The sequence below is a fragment of the Streptomyces sp. NPDC023527 genome (genome assembly GCF_055560115.1).
The window spans coordinates 85,910-105,802 of the sequence record NZ_JBVHJJ010000002.1 but is presented as its reverse complement, the minus strand read 5'-3'; the positions used below and the strand labels follow the sequence as shown (position 1 = coordinate 105,802).

The 19,893-nt window shown below is 72.4% G+C and carries 20 protein-coding genes; 8 read left to right on the top strand and 12 right to left on the bottom strand.

Annotation, left to right across the window (positions count from 1 at the left end):
• Positions 1-186: 186 nt before the first annotated feature.
• Positions 187-459: a hypothetical protein gene (locus ACZ303_RS03955; RefSeq protein WP_467334770.1), complete on the top strand. Its 273-nt coding sequence runs from the start codon at positions 187-189 to the stop codon at positions 457-459.
• On the opposite strand, the gene ACZ303_RS03950 is transcribed toward ACZ303_RS03955, so the two are convergent.
• Positions 448-1,143, bottom strand: coding sequence for an RDD family protein (locus tag ACZ303_RS03950; RefSeq protein ID WP_467334768.1), 696 nt, complete (start codon positions 1,141-1,143; stop codon positions 448-450). The two genes, ACZ303_RS03955 and ACZ303_RS03950, sit on opposite strands and share 12 nt — an antisense overlap.
• Before the next feature lie 76 nt (positions 1,144-1,219).
• On the bottom strand, positions 1,220-2,617 hold the full coding sequence (locus tag ACZ303_RS03945; protein ID WP_467334766.1) for an RDD family protein: 1,398 nt from the start codon (positions 2,615-2,617) through the stop codon (positions 1,220-1,222).
• A gap of 373 nt (positions 2,618-2,990) precedes the next feature.
• On the opposite strand from ACZ303_RS03945, the gene ACZ303_RS03940 reads away from it, so the two are divergent.
• Positions 2,991-3,401 (top strand): SsgA family sporulation/cell division regulator, encoded by a 411-nt coding sequence (locus ACZ303_RS03940; RefSeq protein WP_467334764.1) that lies wholly within the window; start codon positions 2,991-2,993, stop codon positions 3,399-3,401.
• Between the two features lie 6 nt (positions 3,402-3,407).
• Here the strand turns inward: ACZ303_RS03940 and ACZ303_RS03935 are convergent, their stop codons facing one another.
• The 3 genes from ACZ303_RS03935 to hppD form a co-directional block, all read right to left on the bottom strand.
• On the bottom strand, positions 3,408-3,656 hold the full coding sequence (locus ACZ303_RS03935) for a VOC family protein (RefSeq protein ID WP_467334762.1): 249 nt from the start codon (positions 3,654-3,656) through the stop codon (positions 3,408-3,410).
• Positions 3,657-3,773: 117 nt separating this feature from the next.
• Complete coding sequence (locus ACZ303_RS03930) at positions 3,774-5,144, bottom strand: FAD-binding oxidoreductase (protein ID WP_467334760.1); 1,371 nt, start codon at positions 5,142-5,144, stop codon at positions 3,774-3,776.
• Between the two features lie 153 nt (positions 5,145-5,297).
• Positions 5,298-6,440: a 4-hydroxyphenylpyruvate dioxygenase gene (hppD, locus tag ACZ303_RS03925; protein WP_467334758.1), complete on the bottom strand. Its 1,143-nt coding sequence runs from the start codon at positions 6,438-6,440 to the stop codon at positions 5,298-5,300.
• Positions 6,441-6,561: 121 nt separating this feature from the next.
• On the opposite strand from hppD, the gene ACZ303_RS03920 reads away from it, so the two are divergent.
• Genes ACZ303_RS03920 through ACZ303_RS03900 form a run of 5 tightly spaced genes read left to right on the top strand, consistent with a single transcriptional unit; the run spans position 6,562 to position 10,818 of the window.
• On the top strand, positions 6,562-7,029 hold the full coding sequence (locus ACZ303_RS03920; protein WP_467334756.1) for an Lrp/AsnC family transcriptional regulator: 468 nt from the start codon (positions 6,562-6,564) through the stop codon (positions 7,027-7,029).
• A 20-nt stretch (positions 7,030-7,049) separates the two neighbouring features.
• Complete coding sequence (locus ACZ303_RS03915) at positions 7,050-7,697, top strand: ABC transporter permease (protein ID WP_467334754.1); 648 nt, start codon at positions 7,050-7,052, stop codon at positions 7,695-7,697.
• Entirely contained in the window at positions 7,690-8,967 is a 1,278-nt protein-coding gene (locus tag ACZ303_RS03910) for a betaine/proline/choline family ABC transporter ATP-binding protein (RefSeq protein WP_467334752.1), read from the top strand. The genes ACZ303_RS03915 and ACZ303_RS03910 overlap by 8 nt, the downstream gene beginning before the upstream one ends.
• Positions 8,964-9,830 (top strand): ABC transporter permease, encoded by an 867-nt coding sequence (locus ACZ303_RS03905; RefSeq protein WP_467334750.1) that lies wholly within the window; start codon positions 8,964-8,966, stop codon positions 9,828-9,830. Before ACZ303_RS03910 ends, ACZ303_RS03905 begins: the two co-directional genes overlap by 4 nt.
• Before the next feature lies 1 nt (position 9,831).
• Entirely contained in the window at positions 9,832-10,818 is a 987-nt protein-coding gene (locus tag ACZ303_RS03900; protein ID WP_467334748.1) for a glycine betaine ABC transporter substrate-binding protein, read from the top strand.
• Positions 10,819-10,835: 17 nt separating this feature from the next.
• Here the strand turns inward: ACZ303_RS03900 and ACZ303_RS03895 are convergent, their stop codons facing one another.
• From ACZ303_RS03895 to ACZ303_RS03865, 7 genes are all read right to left on the bottom strand, one after another.
• Complete coding sequence (locus ACZ303_RS03895; RefSeq protein ID WP_467334746.1) at positions 10,836-11,648, bottom strand: YlbL family protein; 813 nt, start codon at positions 11,646-11,648, stop codon at positions 10,836-10,838.
• Positions 11,649-11,739: 91 nt separating this feature from the next.
• Positions 11,740-12,381 (bottom strand): IclR family transcriptional regulator, encoded by a 642-nt coding sequence (locus tag ACZ303_RS03890; protein WP_467334744.1) that lies wholly within the window; start codon positions 12,379-12,381, stop codon positions 11,740-11,742.
• 269 nt (positions 12,382-12,650) lie between these two features.
• The gene (locus ACZ303_RS03885) at positions 12,651-14,441 is read right to left on the bottom strand and encodes a DEAD/DEAH box helicase (RefSeq protein ID WP_467334742.1); all 1,791 of its coding nucleotides are present in this window, start codon (positions 14,439-14,441) and stop codon (positions 12,651-12,653) included.
• 83 nt (positions 14,442-14,524) lie between these two features.
• Positions 14,525-16,024, bottom strand: coding sequence for an MFS transporter (locus ACZ303_RS03880; protein ID WP_467334740.1), 1,500 nt, complete (start codon positions 16,022-16,024; stop codon positions 14,525-14,527).
• A 201-nt stretch (positions 16,025-16,225) separates the two neighbouring features.
• Entirely contained in the window at positions 16,226-17,275 is a 1,050-nt protein-coding gene (locus ACZ303_RS03875) for a YeiH family protein (protein WP_467334738.1), read from the bottom strand.
• Complete coding sequence (locus tag ACZ303_RS03870) at positions 17,275-17,829, bottom strand: cysteine dioxygenase family protein (protein ID WP_467334737.1); 555 nt, start codon at positions 17,827-17,829, stop codon at positions 17,275-17,277. Before ACZ303_RS03870 ends, ACZ303_RS03875 begins: the two co-directional genes overlap by 1 nt.
• 127 nt (positions 17,830-17,956) lie before the next feature.
• The gene (locus ACZ303_RS03865; protein WP_467334735.1) at positions 17,957-18,862 is read right to left on the bottom strand and encodes a LysR family transcriptional regulator; all 906 of its coding nucleotides are present in this window, start codon (positions 18,860-18,862) and stop codon (positions 17,957-17,959) included.
• Positions 18,863-18,971: 109 nt separating this feature from the next.
• On the opposite strand from ACZ303_RS03865, the gene ACZ303_RS03860 reads away from it, so the two are divergent.
• The gene (locus ACZ303_RS03860; RefSeq protein WP_467334733.1) at positions 18,972-19,838 is read left to right on the top strand and encodes an alpha/beta fold hydrolase; all 867 of its coding nucleotides are present in this window, start codon (positions 18,972-18,974) and stop codon (positions 19,836-19,838) included.
• Positions 19,839-19,893 lie beyond the last annotated feature (55 nt).

Sequence of the window (19,893 nt, the reverse complement as noted above, 5' to 3'; positions counted from 1 at the left end):
CAACAGGCGCGCCGATCCCACCTGTTGGACAAGGCGGCGCGCCCGTGCGCCCCCCATGCTCCGCAACCGTGTGTTAGGTCACGCTTACCAGCGGTTCGGCTCGGGCAGACAGGAGCGTAGAGACGTTTTGGTGTACGCACCAGCCGACTCCCCACCTCATACACAGCCCCGAGGACGGATCCCGCCATGCCGCATCCGACTCCCGCACAGATAGCCTATGGTTCGGCCACCGTTGTTCTCTCCACCCTCGCCATGCTGCTGCTGTCGCAGACGGGTTCGGGGGCCGGGATCGCGGTCATCGCCCTCGCGTCGCTCGCGCTGGGACTTCTTGTCGCCGTCACCGTGCCCGTGCCACGCGCGACCGTCCGCCGGGCCCGCACGGCCCCGGTCGGCGCGCCCGGTGAGCACGACCGGCGACCCGCCGGGACGAGGGTGAGCGAGCACTCGCTACGCGGCTGAGACCACCACGGTCTTGGCCGCCTTGTCGTGGATGCATTGGTGATAGGGCTCGTCCCACGTACACCACAACACGTTGATCAGCCAGAAGATGAAGCCGCAGCAGGGCACGACCTCCGGCAGGGAGTAGACGGCGGCGCGGGTCCAGCCGGGCCTTCCCTCGGGCACCGCGCCGTTCTCCAGCATCGCCACCCGGATCTTCATCGCCATCTTGCCGACGGTCTGGCCGCGGGTGGTGAGCATCAGCCCCTCGTAGACGAAGTAGACCACCGAGATGATGATGGACAGGCCGGTGGACTTCCCGCTGTCGTCCCACGGGTCCCAACCCCAGGTGGCGGCCGAGAAGATGGCGCTGATCGGGATGCCGATCAGCAGCGCGTCGATGATGCGCGCGATCAGCCGCTTCCAGCGGCTGGCGAGCGGCGGCATGCCCGCGAGCGGGTCGGCCGCGCCGTACTGATCGCCGTAGGGGTTGCCGGGACCGCCGCCGGGCGCGCCGCCACCGCCGTACGGATCGCCGCCGTACGGGCCTCCGGCCGGCCCGCCGCCCCCGCTTCCGGGGTACGGGCCTCCGCCGGTGCCGTACGGACCGCCCTCGGGCGAGGGGCCCGCGCCGTAACCTCCGGGCGGGGGCTCCTGCGGCCTCTTCTGGAACGGGTCGTCGTCACGCGGCTGATCGGTGCTCATGGCCCGAGTAGAACCCAGGCCCACCGCGCCCGCATCCGGCCGTATGCCGTTCGAGTTGCCCGGCGGCCGCCGCCGCTCAGCCGGCGTTCGAGGCCACGAACGTGCGGGACGCCTTGTCGTGCCAGCACTGCCGCCACGGCCGGTCGAACAGGCACCAGGCGACGTTGAGGACGCCGATGGCCACCATCCCCAGCAGGCTGTTGACCAGCCAGCGGCGCAGCGCCGAGCGGAACGGCGGGGTGTCGTGCGACTCGATGTCGAGGACCCGCACTCCGCACAGCTTCTTGCCCAGCGTGCGGCCCCACTTGGCGGTGGGCAGCGCCTCGTAGACCACGCCGGCCACCAGCAGGACGGCGAGCACGATGCCGAGGTAGGAGCCGGTGGTGCCGTCGAGCAGCCAGACCGTGACGGTCTGCCCGGACTGCTTCGCCTCCTCGACCTTGGTGTCGATGTGCGCGGCGGCCTTGGTCCACAGCGGCACGGCCACGGTGGCGACGACGGCGCCGAGGACGGCCGTGTCGAGGATCCGGGCGGCGAGCCGGCGCCCGAGCGGGGCGGGGCGGCCCTGCTGCTGGGCGGCCCGCAGGAACGGGTCGTCCTTGGGCGGCTTCCAGGGCGCGACGCCGTCGGCGCCCTGCGGCTGGGGCTGCGGCCGGCCGGCCGCCGGCTGCTGGCGCGCGAGCTGCTGCACCTGCTGGGCCCAGCCACCGGAGGCGGCGGGCCGCTCGGGGGCGGGGGCGGATCGGTCGGGGGCCGGTTCGGCGGGGGCGGGCAGTGCCTGGCGCTCCGGGGCGGCCGGTAGTCCGGCCGGTGCCTCCTGGGCCCGGGTGTCGGGCCACGCCTGCGGGGCGGGCGAGGCGGCGGCGGGCCGGGGCGACTTGGCGCCCGTACGGAACTGGATGGTGCCCGCCGGCCGGCCCGTGGGGGCGGAGCGGGCGGACGGCGCGGAGGGCGCGGCGGCGCGGTCGGGCCGGATGGTCAGGGTGCCGTCGCCGCGCGAGGAGGAGGGGATGTCGGCGGCCGGGGCCTTCGCGGGGGCGGCCTGCGGCTCGGCCCCGGCGGGGCCCAGGCGCGGGTCGCGGGCCGTCGGGGCGGCGCTCTCCCCGCGGGGCGCCGCGCGCCCGGCGTCGGGGTCGCCGGTGCGCGGAGCGGCCGCTTCCGCGCGGGCGTCGCGCAGCGCGGGCTCCTCGTCCAGGAACATCGGCCCGGTCTCCTCCGGCAGCTGCCGGGGCGCGGGCCCGTCCTCGGACCGGCGCGGGGTGGGCGGGACGGGGGCGGCGAGGGCGGGGGCGGGTGCCGGGGCCAGGCCGGCGGGCGGGGTGGGCATCGGCTCCCCCTCGGCGGGCGCGGGCCGACTCGTGCCGGGCACCCAGGCGGTGCCGCTCCAGTAGCGGATGTAGCCCGGGATGGACGGGTCCGGGTAGAAGCCTTCTGTGGGGCTGCTGTCGGCGGATCCTGAGGTAGGAGCGCTCATGGTGTCCGATGTCCCGTATCTGTCGGCCGTACTGGGTGTGGTGTCCGGGGCGGGCGGCTGGCCTTACGCAGTCTGCCGCACCCGCGAACTCCGCCGGGGAGTACCCCCCGGTGGCATCCTGCCGCGCGGCGCCGGTGCATTGTGACCTCAATGCACAAAACGCAACCCGGCGCGCTCCGGACAGGTCTACCAGACGGCTCTCCACTCTGCGGCCGTCCCGCGGGCGGGACCACTCACACGTGCGACCGCGAGAGTCGTGGAAGAAGTGGCGTGAAGTCGCGTAATGCTGTGGGGGTCGACGCGCTCCATCCGGTGCGGGCCCGTTCGCGAGAGGCCACGCACCGAGACCGGCACAGCAGAGAGGGCGCGCTTCATGCACACCGTGGTGGAACGAGAGCTGGAGATCGACCTGGTGCTGTCGCCGGAGCGCAGCATCCCCGTGCCGTCGCGGCTGAGCTACCGCACGGCGGATCCGTACGCCGTGCACATCGTCTTCCACGTCACCTCGAAGGCGCCGGTGGAGTGGAGCTTCGCGCGCGAACTGCTGGTGGAGGGCGTCTTCCGGCCGTCGGGCAGCGGCGATGTGCGGGTGTGGCCGACGAGAGCGGAGGGGCGCAGCGTGGTGTGCCTGGCGCTGTCGTCGCCGGACGGCGAGGCGCTGTTGGAGGCGCCCGCGTCGGCGGTGGCGGCGTGGCTGGAGCGCACGCTGCACGCGGTGGCCCCGGGGTCGGAGCCGGAGCGGCTCGCGCTGGACGAGGCGCTGCGCGAGCTGCTCGGGGCCTAGCCGGGGTCAGAGTTCGCGGGTGAGGAACTCGATGGAGTGGCCGTCGGGGTCCTCGACGTAGACGGAGCGGCCGTCGGGGCGGCGGCCCACCTGCTGGGGCTGCCCGTGGCTCGGCGCTCCCCAGAAGGGGATGCCGCGCTCGCCGATCCTGGCGTGCATGGTCTCGAACTCCTCGTCGCTCAGGCGGAAGGCGAGGTGCTGCGGGGCGCGGTGCTGCCTTCCGCTCGACCCTACGGGCAGGCGCGTGGCAGGCATATCGGACTTCTGACCTAGGTGTGAGGTCGGTCAAGTCCTGGTCGCTGGCGTGGGGTTCGGCTCGGCCGCTCCGAGTCGGTCGCCGGTCGGTCGATCCGTCGGGCGGTCGGTTTTCGGTCAGTCCAGGACCTTGCCGGGGTTGAGCAGTCCCAGCGGGTCGAAGACGGCCTTGACGCCCCGCTGGATCTCGACGCCCACCGGTCCGAGCTCCCGGGCCAGCCAGTCCTTCTTGAGGACGCCGACGCCGTGTTCGCCGGTGATCGTGCCGCCGAGTTCGAGACCGAGCGCCATGATCTCGTCGAAGGACTCGCGGGCCCGGCGCGCCTCGTCGGCGTCGGCGGCGTCGAAGCAGACGACGGGGTGGGTGTTGCCGTCGCCGGCGTGCGCGCAGACGCCGATGGTGAGGTCGTACTTCTCGGCGATGGCGGCGGTGCCGTCGAGCATGGCCGCGAGCCGGGAGCGGGGTACGCACACGTCGTCGATCATCGTGGCGGACTTCAGGGTCTCCAGGGCGGGCAGGGTCATGCGGCGGGCCTGGAGGAGGAGGTCGGACTCGGCGGCCGAGTCGGCGGGGACGACCTCGGTGGCGCCGGCGGCGGTGCACAGCTCGGCGACGGCGGCGAGGTCGGCGGCCGGGTCCGGGGTGTCGAAGGCGGCGAGGAGGAGGGCCTCGGTGGTCTCGGGGAGGCCCATGCGGGCCATGGCGTTGACGGCCCGGACCGAGGTGCGGTCCATCAGCTCCAGCAGGGAGGGGGCGTGGCCGCGGGCCATGATGTCGCAGACGGCGGCGCACGCGGCGGCGACGGAGGGGAACTCAGCGGCCAGCGCGAGCTGTTCGGGCGGCGCGGGCTTGAGCGCGAGCACGGCCCGTACGACGATACCGAGGCTGCCCTCGGAGCCGACGAACAGGCGGGTGAGGTCGTAGCCGGCGACGCCCTTCGCGGTGCGGCGGCCGGTGGTCAGCAGTCGCCCGTCGGCGAGGACGACGTCGAGGCCGAGGACGTATTCGGCGGTGACCCCGTACTTCACGCAGCACAGGCCGCCGGAGGCGGTGCCGATGTTGCCGCCGATGGTGCACTGTTCCCAACTGGAGGGGTCGGGTGGGTAGTAGAGGCCCTGTTCGGCGACGGCGCGGGAGAGGACGGCGTTGACGACGCCCGGCTCGACGACGGCGACCCGGTCGACCGGGTCGATCTCGATGATCCGGTCCATCTTGACGAGCGAGAGCACGATGCAGCCGTCGGTGGCGTTGGCGGCGCCGGAGAGGCCGGTGCGGGCACCCTGGGGGACGACGGGTATGCGCAGGGCCGTGGCCGTGCGCATGATGTGCTGCACGTGCTCCGTGGTGCGGGGGAGGACGACTGCCGCTGCGGTGCCTGCTGCGCAGAAGCTTGCCATGTCCTTGGCGTAGGAGCGGATGACGTCGGGGTCGGTGAGGACCGCTTCCGCGGGGAGCTCCGTCAAGAGGGCGGCAAGGAGATCGTCCATGCGGTGACCCTTCCCCCACCCGCCCCTTCCCGAACCGGGGCTCCGCCCCGGACCCCGGTCCTCAAACGCCGGACGGGCTGGAAGTCGCCCGGAACGGGCGACAAATCGAGCCCGTCCGGCGATTGAGGACGTCTTTGAGGTCGCCCGAACCGCCTAGAGGTTCCCCCGCTTCTCCTGCTCGCGCTCGATCGCCTCGAAGAGGGCCTTGAAGTTGCCCTTGCCGAAGCCCATCGAGCCGTGGCGTTCGATCATCTCGAAGAAGACCGTCGGGCGGTCCTGCACCGGCTTGGTGAAGATCTGGAGCAGGTAGCCGTCCTCGTCGCGGTCGACGAGGATCTTCAGTTCGCGGAGGGTCTCGACGGGGACGCGGGTCTCGCCGGCCCAGTCGCCGAGGGTGTCGTAGTAGGAGTCGGGGGTGTCGAGGAACTGGACGCCGGCCGCGCGCATGGCGCGTACGGTCGCGACGATGTCGTTCGTGGCCAGGGCGATGTGCTGGACGCCGGGGCCGTTGTAGAACTCCAGGTACTCGTCGATCTGGGACTTCTTCTTGGCGATCGCGGGCTCGTTGAGCGGGAACTTCACCTTGCGGGTGCCGTCCGCGACGACCTTCGACATGAGCGCGGAGTACTCGGTGGCGATGTCGTCGCCCACGAACTCCTTCATGTTGGTGAAGCCCATGACGTTGTTGTAGAAGGAGACCCACTCGTCCATCTTGCCGAGCTGGACGTTGCCCACACAGTGGTCGATGGCCTGGAAGCGGCGCGGGCCGGGCTCGACGATCGGTTCGGCGGACTCGAAGCCGGGGAGGTAGGGGCCGGTGTACCCGGAGCGCTCGACGAGGGTGTGGCGGGTCTGGCCGTACGTGGCGATGGCCGCGACGACGACGGTGCCGTGCTCGTCGGTCAGCTCGTGCGGCTCCTCCAGGCCCGTGGCGCCGTGTTCGACGGCGTAGGCGTACGCGGCGCGCGCGTCCGGCACCTCGATGGCCAGGTCGACGACGCCGTCGCCGTGCTCGGCGACGTGCTCGGCGAGGAAGCGGCCGCGCTCGGTGGTGGCCTTGATGACGGAGGTGAAGACGAACCGGGCGCTGCCGGACTCCAGGACATAACTCGCGGTCTCGCGGCTGCCGTTCTCCGGTCCGGAGTAGGCGACGCGCTTCATGCCGAAGGCGGTGGAGTAGTAGTGCGCGGCCTGCTTGGCGTTGCCGACGGCGAAGACCACCGCGTCCATCCCCTTGACCGGGAAGGAGTCGGCCTGCCGTGCGGTGTGAAGGGTGTGATCCGTGGTCTGAGTCATGGCCGCAGGGTCCCGCCGATCCACAAGGTGCGCAATAGTTCGCGTATCAGCTGGGCAGACTGCATAGCGTACGTGCGGTAACCCCAGTCGTTCTGTACATGATGACCATCGGGAGGTGGCCATGGCGATCGATCGTTTGGACGGCAGGCTGATCGAGCTGCTCGCCCAGGAACCGCGCATCGGCGTGCTGGAGGCGTCGCGCCGCCTGGGCGTGGCGCGCGGCACCGTGCAGGCGCGGTTGGACAGGTTGCAGGCACAGGGCGTGATCAGGGGTTTCGGGCCGGATGTGGACCCGGCGGCGCTGGGCTATCCGGTGACGGCGTTCGCGACGCTGGAGATCAAGCAGGGGCAGGGCGCGGACGTACGGACACATCTGGCGACCGTCCCGGAGGTGCTGGAGCTGCACACGACGACCGGGCACGGCGACATGCTGTGCCGACTGGTCGCGCGCTCGAACGCCGACCTTCAGCGTGTCATCGACCGGGTTGTGGGCTTTGATGGGATCGTGCGGGCTTCCACGGCGATCGTTATGGAGAACGCGGTACCGCTGAGGATCATCCCGCTGGTGAAGCAGGCGTCGGAGGACTGACATCGGCGAGGAGTGACCGGGTGGGCTTCTGGGAGTACGTCGGCAACCGGCACGAGCAGCTGCTGGCGGACACGTACCAGCACGCGAGCGCCGTCTTCCAGTGCATGGTCGTCGCCACGCTCATCGGGGTGGCGATCGGGGTGCTCACCTACCGCAGCGCGTGGGCGGGCAACCTCGCGATCACCTCGACGGCGACGATCCTGACCATTCCCTCGCTGGCCCTGATCGGTCTGCTCATCCCCATCACCGGTCTGGGCGTGGCCCCGACGGTCACCGCGCTGGTGCTGTACGGGCTGCTGCCGGTCGTCCGCAACGCGATCGTCGGACTGCGCGGGGTGGATCCCTCGCTGGTCGACGCCGCGACGGGCATCGGGATGTCGCGGATGGCCCGGCTGTTCCGGGTGGAGCTGCCACTGGCCTGGCCGCCGATCCTCACCGGCATCCGGGTGGCCACGCAGATGCTGATGGGCATCGCGGCGATCGCCGCCTACGCCTCCGGGCCCGGCCTCGGCAATGAGATCTTCCGCGGCATCTCCTCCCTGGGCAGCGCCAACGCGCTCAACCAGGTGCTGGCCGGGACGCTCGGCATCATCGTTCTCGCCCTGCTCTTCGACGCAGTGTTCGCCCTGATCGGACGGCTGACCATCCCGAGGGGGATCCGTGCCTGAGTCCGCACCCGACCCCGCTTCCCGCGCACCCTCCAAACCCTCCGGCGCCACCATCGAGCTGGAGAACCTCACCAAGCGCTACCCGGGCAACCCCACACCCGCCGTGGACTGCGTCAACATGCAGATCAAGGCCGGTGAGCTGGTGGTCTTCGTGGGGCCGTCCGGCTGCGGCAAGACCACCACCATGAAGATGATCAACCGGCTGATCGAGCCGACGTCGGGCCGGATCCGGATCGACGACGAGGACGTCACCGACATGGACCCGGTCCGGCTGCGCCGCAAGATCGGCTACGCGATCCAGTCGTCCGGGCTCTTCCCGCACATGACCGTGGCGCAGAACATCGCGCTCGTACCGAAGATGACGGGCTGGTCCAAGGCGCGGATCGGCGCCCGGGTGGAGGAGATGCTCGACCTGGTGGGGCTGGACCCGGGCGAGTTCCGGGGCCGCTATCCGCGCCAGCTCTCCGGCGGGCAGCAGCAGCGCGTCGGGGTGGCCCGCGCGCTCGCCGCCGACCCGCCCGTCCTCCTGATGGACGAGCCCTTCGGTGCCGTCGACCCGATCACCCGCGACCACCTCCAGGACGAGCTGATCCGGCTCCAGCACGAGCTGCACAAGACGATCGTCTTCGTCACCCACGACTTCGACGAGGCCATCAAGCTCGGCGACCGGATCGCGGTGCTCCGCGAGCGTTCGCACATCGCCCAGTTCGACACCCCCGAGGCGATCCTCACCAACCCCGCCGACGACTTCGTCTCCGGCTTCGTCGGCGCGGGCGCGGCGCTCAAGCGCCTGAACCTCACGCGCGTACGGGACGTGGAGATCGTGGACGTGCCCACCGCCACCGTCGACGACCCCCTGCAGTCCATCTTCGACAAGCTGCGCGCCGGCGCCACCAACGAGGTGCTGCTCCTGGACCGCCACCGGCGCCCGTACAAATGGCTGCGGCGCGGCGACCTGATGCGCGCCCGGGGCTCGCTGGCGCGGGCCGGCACCCTCGTGCACGACACGGTCACGCGCGACGCGACGCTGCGCGACGCGCTGGAGGCGGTGCTCACCGACAACGCGGGCCGGGTGGCGGTGACCGGGCGGCGCGGCGAGTACGAGGGCGTGGTGGACATGGAGACGCTCATGAACTCGGTGCACGAGATGCTGGAGGAGGACCGGCTCGACGCCGTCGAGCACCAGCACCGGCTGGAGGAACAGCGCGCCCAGCAGACCCGGCAGGAGCAGGAGGGCGCCACCCCCGACGAGCCGGGAGAGCGGGCGTGAGCGGCCGGTCCGAGCGGCCCTCCGGGGAGCACGAGGTGCACGGTGTGGCGTTCCGCGATCCCCTGCCGCCCGAGGACGAGGGGCCGGGCGAACGGGAGCCGGCCACGCCGCCCGGCGCCCCCGCCCGCCGCATCACCTGGCAGAAGCTGACGGTGCTCCCCGCGATCCTGGCCGCCGTGCTGCTCGCCACCTGGCTGTGGTTCCGCGGCGCCGACCTCGACTCCATCGCCCGCAACTCGATCGCGGACGGCAATGTGTGGCTGCGCCTGCGGCAGCACATCTTCCTCACCGTCGTCTCGACGTTCTTCGTGCTGATCATCGCCATTCCGCTGGGCATCCTCCTCACCCGGCGGCGGCTGCGGCCCGCCGCGCCGGCCGTCATGGCGCTGGCCAACGTCGGCCAGGCCACGCCCGCGATCGGCCTGCTGGCGCTGCTGGTGATCTGGCTGGGCATCGGGCGGACCGCCGCGCTCATCGGCATCGTCATCTACGCGGTGCTGCCGGTGCTCTCCAACACCGTGGCGGGGCTGCGGGCCATCGATCCGACGCTGGTGGAGGCGGCCCGCGGCATCGGCATGTCCGCCACCGGGGTGCTGCGCCGGGTCGAGCTGCCGCTGGCCGTACCGCTGATCCTCGCCGGGGTGCGCACGGCCCTGGTCATCAATGTGGGCACGGCGACGCTGGCGTACTTCGGCGGAGGTGGCGGGCTCGGTGATCTGATCGCCTCCGGCATCACCAATCAGCGCATGTCCGTGCTGGTGCTGGGGTCCTTGCTGACCGTGGCGCTGGCGCTGCTGGTGGACTGGCTGGCGTCGCTGGCCGAGCTGTTGCTGCGGCCGCGCGGCCTGGAAGGGGGTGGCTGAGATGCGCCGGCCCGCGGTCCTTCCGGCGGCCGCCCTGGCGGGCGCGCTGCTCGTCCCGCTCGCGCTCGGCGGTTGCGGGCTGACCAGCGGCTCCCCCATGGTCGACGACGTCAAGCCCGGTTCGATCGGCCGGGGTCTGCCGCTCAAGGGCGCCGACCTGACCGTCACCTCGAAGAACTTCAGCGAGAACATCGTCCTCGGCCAGATCATGGGCCTGGCCTTCGAGGCGGCGGGCGCCGACGTGCTGGACCGCACCAACATCCAGGGCTCGATCGGCTCCCGGGAGGCCGTCAAGACCGGCGGCGCCGACGGGATGTACGAGTACACCGGCACGGCCTGGATCACCTATCTGGGCCACGACAAGCCGATCGTCGACCCCCGGCAGCAGTGGCAGGCCGTGGTGGACGCCGACGCGGGGAACGGCATCAGCTGGCTCCAGCCCGCCGCCCTGAACAACACCTACGCCCTGGCGCTGAACCAGGCCAAGGCCGAGAAGTACGGCACGCGCACCCTCTCGGACGTCGCCCGCCTGTCGAAGAAGAACCCGTCGGCCGTGTCGGTGTGCGTGGAGAGCGAGTTCGCGGTCCGCAACGACGGGCTGCCGGGCATGGCGAAGACGTACGGCATGACCCTCCCGGCGTCCAGCATCCAGAAGATGGACGGCGGCATCGTCTACACCCAGGTCTCCGGCGGCGGTTCCTGCACCTTCGGCGAGGTCTTCACCACCGACGGGCGGATCAAGGCCATGAACCTCGTCGTGATGCAGGACGACAAGCACTTCTTCCCCAACTACAACGCCGCCCCCGAGATCAACAGCAAGACCATGCGGAAGTACCCGGCCATCAAGGAGGTGCTGGACCCGATCACGGCGAAGCTGACGAACGACGTGGCGCGGGAGCTCAACGCCAAGGTGGACGTGGAGGGGCAGGATCCGCACACCGTGGCGAAGGACTGGCTGGTGAAGGAGGGCTTCATCACCGAGGGCTGATCCCGGCGGGCCGGCCGTCAGCAGCTGGGGATCTTGTCCCGCTGTCCCGAGGCCAGGGCCCGCAGCGACGTCACGGCGTCGTCGAGGTCGTCCACGGGGATCAGGCGCAGCCCCTCGGGGAGGTTGGCCTGGGCCTCCGAGCACTCCTTCTTCGGTACGAGGAAGATCGTGGCCCCGTCGCGCCGGGCCGCCTGGGTCTTCAGGGGCACGCCGCCGACGGGTCCCACGGTGCCGTCCGGCTCGATCGTCCCGGTGCCCGCGATCGTCCGGCCGCCGGTGAGGTCGCCGCCCCGGCCGTCGCCGTCGACCTTGTCGATGATGCCGAGGGTGAAGAGCAGGCCGGCGCTGGGGCCGCCGATGGTGCCGGCGCTGAGGTCGACCTTCACCTGGTCAGGCGACCGGTGGAGATAGCGCAGGGCGGCCCGGGTCGCGTCGTCCTGCGACTCCTTCATCTCGGAGGCGTTGTGCTCCTCGACCTCCCGGTCGGAGTCGCCGACGGGGTAGACGGAGTCGTGCGGCATGACGGCGCGGTCGGTGCGGAACCAACTGCGTACGACGTCGGCCAGGGTGACCTCCACATGCGGTCCGGTGGCGACGATGGTCGTCATCCGCAGCTGCCCACTGGTCCGGCGGCTCTTCACCCCGCTCACGGCGATCACCGGCTTGTCCTCCTCGCTGCCCAGGACGTTCACCGTGGAGCCGGGCTGCGCGAGCGTGAACGGCAGCGGTACGAACGCGGCCACGGCGAGCAGGGCGACGACGGGGGCGGCACAGACGGCGAGGGTCCGGGCACGACGGGACCGGGCGACGGTCGGGGTCGGAGCTGGCATGCGTGAAATCTAGTTCACTCCCGCCCCTCCCATGACGGGCAGCCCCTCGCCGGGCGGGCGCGCCGGGACGCGGAGCCGCCCGTACGGCGGGTCACCGCAGCGCGTCCGCGACCTCCTTCGCCGCCTCCATCACCCGGGGGCCCACCCGGTCGGGGATGGCGTCGCAGAGCATGACCACGCCCACGCTGCCCTCGATGCCGAGGACGCCGAGCAGGGGCGCCGCGGCGCCGCTCGCCCCGGCCTCCAGCTCACCGTGGGTGAGGGCGTAGCCGGGGTTGTCGGTCTCGCCCCGGCGGGCCGCGAGTATCGCCCGGCCCGCCGCGCCGCGGTCCAGGGGGTGGCGGAACCCGGCGCGGTAGGCCACGTGGTAGTCCGTCCACGTCGGCTCGACGACGGCCACCGCGAGCGCCTCGGTGCCGTCGACGAGCGTGAGGTGGGCGGTGGCCCCGATGTCCTCGGCGAGCGAGCGCAGGGCGGGCAGGGCCGCTTCCCGTACGAGCGGGTGCACTTGGCGGCCCAGCCGCAGCACCCCCAGCCCGACCCTGGCGCGGCCGCCGATGTCCCGGCGTACGAGAGCGTGCTGCTCCAGGGTGGCGAGCAGTCGGTAGACCACCGTCCGGTTGACGCCGAGCTTGGTGGACAGCTCGGTGACGGTCAGCCCGTGATCGGTGTCGGCGAGCAGTTTGAGGACGCGCAGTCCCCGGTCGAGCGTCTGCGAGGTCTCCGCGGTCACGACGCCCCTCCTCCGATGAGTGGCGGCTCTCGTCGCGGTGGGGTGCGCCACCGGTCCCGTCCGGCAGCGCGCGAGAGAGGCCGCCGGCCGCTTTACGCATGCACCGGCTGCGCTCCGCGGCGGCGCTGCCACGGGGCGTGTGCGTGACCGGCACGGTAGCGCCGCCGGTCCGCTCAGCGGAAGAGTCTGCCCACAATCCGGGCAGTGTGGAGTCGTTTTCCGGTAATCGGGGCGGGGTGTCCCAGGATGCGGACGGTTTTGAGGGCGCCCTACTTCATCCGCGTAGCCCACTCCCGCACCTTGCGGATGCGTTCGTTCAGCTGACCCGCCGTCGCCTCCGCGCTCGGCGGCCCACCGCACACGCGGCGCAGCTCCGTGTGGACGACGCCGTGCGGCTTGCCGCTCTGGTGGACATACGCGCCCACCAGGGAGTTGAGCTGCTTGCGCAGCTCCAGCAGCTCCTTGTGGGTGACCACCGGGCGCCGCTCGGCGGGCAGCTCCAGGAGGTCCGCCTCGGTGTCCGGACGCTTGCGGCTGTGCGCGATCTGCCGGGCCTGCCGCTTCTGGAGCAGCATCTGCACCTGGTCGGGCTCCAGCAGGCCGGGGATGCCGAGGTAGTCCTGCTCCTCCTCGCTGCCCGCGTGCGCCTGCATGCCGAACTCGGCACCGTCGTAGAGCACGCGGTCGAAGACGGCGTCGGATTCGAGGGCCTCGAAGGAGAGCTGGTCGTCCTCGCCGGTGTCCTCGTCCTGCTGCCGCTCGGCCTCGGCGAGGAGCTTGTCCTCCTCGGCGTACGGGTCGTCCTCGCCGTCCTTCTTCGGCTTGTCGAGGACGTGGTCGCGCTCGACCTCCATCTCGTTGGCGAAGGTCAGCAGCGTGGGGATGGTGGGCACGAAGACCGACGCCGTCTCGCCGCGCCGGCGGGACCGTACGAAGCGGCCGACGGCCTGGGCGAAGAACAGCGGGGTGGAGATCGTCGTGGCGTAGACGCCGACGGCCAGCCGGGGCACGTCGACGCCCTCGGACACCATGCGGACGGCGACCATCCAGCGGGCGTCGGAGGCGGCGAAGTCGTCGATGCGCTGGGAGGCGCCGGAGTCGTCGGAGAGGACGACCGTCGCGCCCTCGCCGGTGATCTCGCGGATCAGCTTGGCGTAGGAGCGGGCCGAGTCCTGGTCGGCGGCGATGACGAGCGCGCCGGCGTCCGGGATGGCCTTGCGGACCTCGGTCAGGCGGCGGTCGGCGGCGCGCAGCACGTTCGGCATCCACTCGCCGCGCGGGTCCAGGGCCGTACGCCACGCCTGGGAGATCGCGTCCTTGGTCATGGGCTCGCCGAGGCGGGCCTCGATCTCGTCGCCGGCCTTGGTGCGCCAGCGCATGTTGCCGCTGTAGGAGAGGAAGATGACCGGGCGGACGACGCCGTCGGCCAGGGCGTTGCCGTAGCCGTAGGTGTAGTCGGCGGCGGACCGGCGGATGCCGTCGTCGCCCTCCTCGTACGTGACGAAGGGGATGGGGTTGGTGTCGGAGCGGAACGGCGTGCCGGTCAGCGCCAGGCGGCGGGTCGCCGGCTCGAACGCCTCCAGGCACGCCTCGCCCCAGGACTTGGAGTCACCGGCGTGGTGGATCTCGTCGAGGATGACGAGGGTCTTGCGCTGCTCGCAGCGGTTGCGGTGGAGCATGGGCCGCACACCGACACCGGCGTAGGTGACGGCGACGCCGTGGTACTCGCGGCCGAGGGGGCCGGCGCTGTACTCCGGGTCGAGCTTGATGCCTATGCGGGCCGCCGCCTCCGCCCACTGCTTCTTCAGGTGCTCGGTCGGCGCCACCACGGTCACCTGCTGCACGACGTGGTGGTGCAGCAGCCAGGAGGCGAGGGTCAGGGCGAAGGTGGTCTTTCCGGCGCCGGGGGTCGCGACGGCGAGGAAGTCGCGCGGCTGTTCCTGGATGTACTTGCCCATCGCGCCCTCCTGCCAGGCGCGCAGTTTGTTCGCGGTACCCCAGGGAGCCCGGCCGGGGAAGGCGGGCGAGAGGTGGTGGCTGGCGGTGGTGGTGGTAGTCACGGTCTCCGTCGGCTGGGTCGGCGGTCGGCAACCGCGTCAGCCTACCTGCGTGGAGGTTCACGCCCCGGGGTTACGCCGCGCGGTCACCCGAGGGTGGGACTGACGTCACACCCCGCGCGGTCGGCCCGCACCGACTCCACCTGCGGCTTGAGGCGGGTGGTGACGTACGTGCCGACGAGGGCGACCGCCGCCATGGTGAGGAAGACCACGGCGAAGGCGGCCGGCGGGGCGGCCGCGTCGGAGGCGTGGCCGGCCGCCTCGCCGGCGGCGCCGCCGCCGAGGGCGACGAAGAGGACGCCGCTGACGCCGACGAGGGCGATGTTGCCGAGCGCGTCGGAGATCTGGAGCGAGGCGGCGTTGGATCCCTCCTCGCCGGGGCGGGAGAGCTTGAGCAGCAGGACGCTGCCGCTGGAGATCGTCAGCCCCATTCCGTAGCCGCCGATGATCCAGGAGACGGCGACGGCCCACGCGGGCACGCCGTCGATCAGCGCGGTGGCGGTGAGGGCGATGGCCGCGGTGATCAGCAGCATGCCGAGGCTCATCAGGCGCTCGCGGTAGGGCTCCAGGCGGGCGCGGCTCTGGGTGTACGAGCCGAGGGCCCAGGTCAGCCCGCCGCCGGTGAGGGAGAGCCCGGCCATGGTCGCGGACAGGCCGCGCTCGGTCACCAGCATCAGCGGGATGAAGCTCTCGGCGCCGAGGAACGCGCCCGCCGCGATGCCGCGCAGCAGGACGACGGACGGCAGCCCGCGGGCGGCGCGGAAGGTGCCCCTGGGCAGCAGCCGCAGGACGGAGGGGACGAGGAGCGCGAGTCCGGCGGCGGCCGGTGCCAGCGCCGTCCACGCGCGGTCCTGGCCGGCGAACTGCAGGAGGCCCGCGCCGGCCGCGACGGCGAGGGCGAGCAGGATGCGGCGGCGGTCCATGCTCGTGGTGCGCTCGTCGGCGGGGAGCTCGCGCAGCGCCGGGAGCATCACGGCCAGCGGCAGCAGGACGAGGACGGGGATGGACAGGAACACCCAGCGCCAGCTCAGCTGCTCGGTGACGGTGCCGGCCACCACCGGTCCGACGATCACGGGCAGCACCCACGCCGCCGAGAACGCGGCCATGACGGAGGGCCGCAGCCGCTCGGGATAGGCCCGGCCCACCACCACGTACAGCGCGACGATGACCAGGCCGCCGCCGATCCCCTGTATCCCGCGGCCGGCCACGAACGTCCACATCTCCTGGGCCGAGCCGGCGACGACGAGGCCGGTGCCGAAGGCCGCGATGCCGGTGAACAGCGGTATCAGCGGGCCGGCGCGGTCGCACCACTCCCCCGACAGCGTCATCGCGAACAGGCTCGCGGTGAAGTAGGCGGAGAAGGCGAAGGCGTACAGCTCGATGCCGTCGAGGGCGCGGGCGGCGACCGGCATGGCGGTGTTGACGGCGCTGGCCTCGAAGGCGATGAGGGAGACGACGGAGATGATGCCGAGGGTCAGGGCGCGGTACCGGCGGCCGAGGACGGTCCGCTCGGCCTCGGGGACGGTCGCCGTGACGGCTGGGCCGGTGGAGTCGGGGGCGGCTTCGGTGGGTTCGGCGGCGGTCATTGCCTCAGCGTAAGAGGCAAAACGGGTTCACGGCCCTGTCTTTGGGACGAGATCCACTCGGTCTTCCGTCCTAGTTGCGAGGCCCGGGGCGGCAGGTCCGGGACGGCAGGTCGCGACCGGACGCGGGCCCTCTTCATGGTCAGCGGGGCGGGGACCCGGGCCGCGTGCCGGGTCCCCGCCCTCCCCTCCGCGGAGCGCCGTTCACGTGGTGAGCAGCACACCCCCGTACGACGCCCCCGCGATCACCACCCACGAGCACAGCCCCAGCGCCGCGACCCGGCCGCCGGTCCGGATCAGGGTCGGCAGGTGGACGGCGCTGCCGAGGCCGAACAGGGCCGCCGCGAGCAGCAGTTCCTGCGCGTGCTGGGCGGCGTCGAGCGCCACGCCCGGCACCCAGCCGGTGGTGCGCACGGCGACCATGGCGAGGAAGCCGAGGACGAAGAGGGGTACGAGCGCGGGGCGCTTGCCGGACGAGGTGACGGGGGCGGCGCGGCGGGCCCGTACGGACATGGCGACGGCGGCGACGAGCGGCGCGAGCAGCGCCACGCGCATCAGCTTCACGAGCACGGCGTCGGTGAGGGCGGTCGGCCCGGCGGTCTGCGCGGTGGCCACGACCTGGCCCACGTCGTGGACGCCCGCCCCGACCCAGCGGCCGAACTGCGCGTCGTCGAGCCCGAGCGGGTGGTGCAGGAGCGGCAGGACGGCGATGGCGAGGGTGCCGCAGAGCGTCACCAGCGCGACGGACGTCGCCACGTCCTCCTCGTCGCTGCCCGACACCTCGCTGACCGCGCCGATCGCGGAGGCGCCGCAGATGGCATAGCCGGTCGCGATGAGCAGCGGCTGGTCGCCGCGCAGCCCGAGCCGGCGGCCGAGCCACAGCGTGCCGAAGAAGGTGGCCGCGACGACGCCGGCGACCATCGCGACGGTGGCCCAGCCGAGGCCGAGCACGTCGTCGAGGCCGAGCTTGAGGCCGAGCAGGACGATGCCGATCCGCATGAGCCGCTTGCCGGCGAGCGTCAGCCCGGGCCGGCCGATGCCGCGTACCCGGGCCCGTACGCCCGGGGTGTGCGCGGCCGCGATGCCGAGGACGACGGCGGCGGTGAGCATGGGGACGGCGGGTACGAGCCGGTGCACGGCCCAGGCGGCGGCGACGCCGCCGGCGGCCATGGCGAGGCCGGGGAGCTTGCCCGTGGGCCGGCCGGTGGTCGCGGTGGCCGGGCGGGTGCTCGTGCGGGCGGTCAGGAGCGCCATCAGAGTTCGTCGGCCGGCAGGTCGTAGACGCGGCGGACGCTGGAGCCGAGGCGGGCGATGTCGGCGCCGTAGACGTGGATCGAGATGGCGGTGGACGAACAGGCGTTGCGCACGCGGTGGATGTCGCCGGGTGGTGCGAAGCCGCAGACGTCGCCCTGGTGGTTGACGACGTCCTCGGTGGCGACGAGGCGGGCGGTCGTGCCCTCGGGGACGAGGCGGTAGCGGCGCTCGCTCTCCACGCCCTCGTGGACGCCGGTGACGCACCACGAGACGTGGTCGTGGATGGCGGTCCGCTGGCCGGGCAGCCAGACGAGGGCGACGACGGAGAAGCTGCCGTCGGGCTCGGCGTGCAGGACGTGCTGGCGGTAGCGGTCGGGGTCGCCCTCGCGCTGTTCGGCGGTGAGCAGGTCGGAGGCGCCGAGGTGGGCCGCGAGCCGCTCGCCGACGAGGTATGCCGTCGTGTCGGGCGGCAGGCCGCGGCCTACGGCCTCGCGGACGTCGTCGACGAGCTGGCCGAGGCGCGCGGTCGTGGGGGCTGCGGTCGGTGTGGTCATACGAGCAGCGTCGATCCGCGCGAACCATCAGTCCAACGACAGTTTGTTGACGGGACGCCAAGTCGGGCTTATGAGTCGGGTTCGTGGCCGGAGCGAAATTCGAACGGAATCAGCGGGATCTGCTGGGTCAACACCCTATGCGGCGGGCGGCCACGGCCTTCAGCCCGTCGAGGACGAGGGCGGTGGCGGGGACGCGGAGGTGCTCGCGCAGGACGTACGCGGAGACCTGACGGCGGGAGGCGGGGTCGAGGGCGCGGCCGGTGATCTTGTCGTGGCGGAGGAAGGACAGGACGAGCCCCGGCATCATCGCGACGCCGAGCCCCTCGGCGACGAGGGACTGCACGACCAGGTTGTCGTCCGTGGTGAAGGCGATGTCGGGGGCGAAGCCCAGTTCGGCGCACTCGTGGAGGAAGTTGGCGCGGCAGCGCAGACAGCCGGCGATCCAGCGCTCCCCGGCCAGGTCCGCGAGCTTGACGGCGCGGCGGCGGGCGAGCGGGTGCCCGGTGGGCATCAGGACCGTCAGCTGGTCCTCCAGGAGCGGTATCTCCACGAGCTCGTCCGGGACCTGTTCGTGCAGGCCGGGGTAGGTGAACGCGAGCGTGATGTCGCACTCGCCGCGCACGAGCCGCTGCAGCGAGTCGGGGGGTTCGCCTTCGAGCAGCTCGACCCGTACGCCGGGGTGGTCGGCGGCGAGGCGGGCCAGGGCCTCCGGTATCAGGGTGGCGCTGGCGCTGGGGAAGGCGCAGACGCGGACGCGGCCGGAGCGGAGCCGGGTGAGGGAGCTCATCTGCTGCTGCGCGGCCGTGAGGCTGTCGAGGATGGTCTCGGCGTGCCGGGCGAGCGCCTCGCCGGCCTCGGTCAGGCGCATGCGGCGGCCGACGCGGATGAAGAGCGGGGTCCCGACGGCCCGTTCGAGGGCCTTCATCTGCTGGGTGATCGCGGGCTGGGTATAGCCCAGGGCGCGGGCGGCCGCCGAGTAGGAACCGGCCGTGACCACCGCGTGGAACGTCTTGATGTGCCGGGAGTCGAACACGCCGGAATCATAAGCGGAATTTGGGATAGAGGGGGAGGTGGCGTGGGGTTGCTTTTGGATCAAGCGACACCGGGGGATAATCCCCGCCTATCTGGGGAGACATGAACATATGCCGCATTACACCTCGTACGACGCAGCGGAGCTCTCCTACCGGGTGCTGGAGGCCCGCGACGGCTCGACGGGCGCCCCGCCGCTGATCTGTCTGGCCGGAGGACCGGGCCGGGACGCGGCGTATCTGGGCGACCTCGGCGGTCTGGACGCCCACCGCCGCCTCGTCGTGCCCGACAGCCGAGGCACGGGCGCCTCGCCGCCTGCGCCCGACCCGGCCGGCTACGCCTTCCCCGCCCTCGCCGAGGACCTGGAGGCCCTGCGCCGCCACCTGGGCGTGGAGCGCTTCGCCCTCCTCGCCCACGACGCGGCGTGCGCGACGGCGCAGGCGTACGCGGCCACGCACGGCGAGCACCTGACGCATCTGGTCCTGGTCGCGCCCGGCTCGCGGCTCCAGGGCGAACTCCCCACCGATGCCGAGGAGATCTTCGAGTCACGGGCCACGGAGGACTGGTGGACGGACGCGTACGTGGCCGTCCACACCCTCCCGACCACCACCGACCTGGCCGAGGTCCGCGACCTCCTCCGCCGCGCGGCCCCCATGGCCTACGGCCGCTGGGACGCCCCCCAACGCGCCCACGCCGCCACCGAACCCGACCAACTCGGCCCGGTCCCCCGCGCCGGCTTCTGGCAGGGCATCGACGAACCGGCCCGCCTTGCCCTCCTCGACGGACTGCGCCAGTTCCAGGCCCCCACCCTGGTCCTCACCGGCGACCGCGACGCGATCACGGGCATGCGCGCGGGCGAGGTCGTGGCGGCGTCCCTGCCGTCGGCGATACTGCGGCCGCTGCACGGTGCCGGCCACTACCCCTGGGTGGACGAGCCGGAGATGTTCCGCCCGGTGGTGGAGGATTTTCTCGCCTCGTGAACGCGGCATGTCGGTCGCGTGGCGGGGCGGCCGAGCCCATTGAGGACCTTCGGAC

Bases quoted from the DNA above. Each gene is read 5' to 3' on its own strand.
- ACZ303_RS03930 (WP_467334760.1), bottom strand. From the start codon at position 5,144: ATGGACGATCTCCTTGCCGCCCTCTTGACGGAGCTCCCCGCGGAAGCG.
- ACZ303_RS03935 (WP_467334762.1), bottom strand. From the start codon at position 3,656: ATGCCTGCCACGCGCCTGCCCGTAGGGTCGAGCGGAAGGCAGCACCGC.
- ACZ303_RS03870 (WP_467334737.1), bottom strand. From the start codon at position 17,829: ATGACCACACCGACCGCAGCCCCCACGACCGCGCGCCTCGGCCAGCTC.
- ACZ303_RS03920 (WP_467334756.1), top strand. From the start codon at position 6,562: ATGGCGATCGATCGTTTGGACGGCAGGCTGATCGAGCTGCTCGCCCAG.
- ACZ303_RS03940 (WP_467334764.1), top strand. From the start codon at position 2,991: ATGCACACCGTGGTGGAACGAGAGCTGGAGATCGACCTGGTGCTGTCG.
- ACZ303_RS03900 (WP_467334748.1), top strand. From the start codon at position 9,832: ATGCGCCGGCCCGCGGTCCTTCCGGCGGCCGCCCTGGCGGGCGCGCTG.
- ACZ303_RS03945 (WP_467334766.1), bottom strand. From the start codon at position 2,617: ATGAGCGCTCCTACCTCAGGATCCGCCGACAGCAGCCCCACAGAAGGC.
- ACZ303_RS03860 (WP_467334733.1), top strand. From the start codon at position 18,972: ATGCCGCATTACACCTCGTACGACGCAGCGGAGCTCTCCTACCGGGTG.
- ACZ303_RS03955 (WP_467334770.1), top strand. From the start codon at position 187: ATGCCGCATCCGACTCCCGCACAGATAGCCTATGGTTCGGCCACCGTT.
- ACZ303_RS03880 (WP_467334740.1), bottom strand. From the start codon at position 16,024: ATGACCGCCGCCGAACCCACCGAAGCCGCCCCCGACTCCACCGGCCCA.
- ACZ303_RS03875 (WP_467334738.1), bottom strand. From the start codon at position 17,275: ATGGCGCTCCTGACCGCCCGCACGAGCACCCGCCCGGCCACCGCGACC.
- ACZ303_RS03950 (WP_467334768.1), bottom strand. From the start codon at position 1,143: ATGAGCACCGATCAGCCGCGTGACGACGACCCGTTCCAGAAGAGGCCG.
- hppD (WP_467334758.1), bottom strand. From the start codon at position 6,440: ATGACTCAGACCACGGATCACACCCTTCACACCGCACGGCAGGCCGAC.
- ACZ303_RS03895 (WP_467334746.1), bottom strand. From the start codon at position 11,648: ATGCCAGCTCCGACCCCGACCGTCGCCCGGTCCCGTCGTGCCCGGACC.